This window comes from Streptomyces sp. P17, from assembly GCF_032436805.1.
Classification (GTDB): domain Bacteria; phylum Actinomycetota; class Actinomycetes; order Streptomycetales; family Streptomycetaceae; genus Streptomyces.
The window spans coordinates 1-249 of sequence record NZ_JAVRBF010001258.1 but is presented as its reverse complement, the minus strand read 5'-3'; the positions used below and the strand labels follow the sequence as shown (position 1 = coordinate 249).

The 249-nt window shown below is 63.5% G+C and carries 1 protein-coding gene; it reads left to right on the top strand.

Going from position 1 to position 249, the window contains the following annotated elements; translation table 11 throughout:
• Positions 1–249 (top strand): SDR family NAD(P)-dependent oxidoreductase (locus tag RMT89_RS44610; RefSeq protein WP_315889466.1); only part of this gene is annotated, 249 nt, incomplete at both ends.

Genomic DNA, 249 nt, shown 5'->3' with positions numbered 1-249 from the left:
ATCGCCCGCCGGCTGGCGCAAGACGGCATCGCAGTAGCAATCAACTACGCCACCGGCAAAGCGGCTGCCGATGCGCTCGTAGAGCAGATCCAAGCCGCCGGCGGACGCGCCCTGGCGGTGCAGGCCGATCTTGCCTATCCACCGACGGCGGAGCAGCTGTTCGATGCGGCCGAGAATGCCTTCGTCAAAATCGACATACTCGTCAATAATGCAGGAGTGATGGAGCTCGCCCCGCTCGCCGAAATGAGC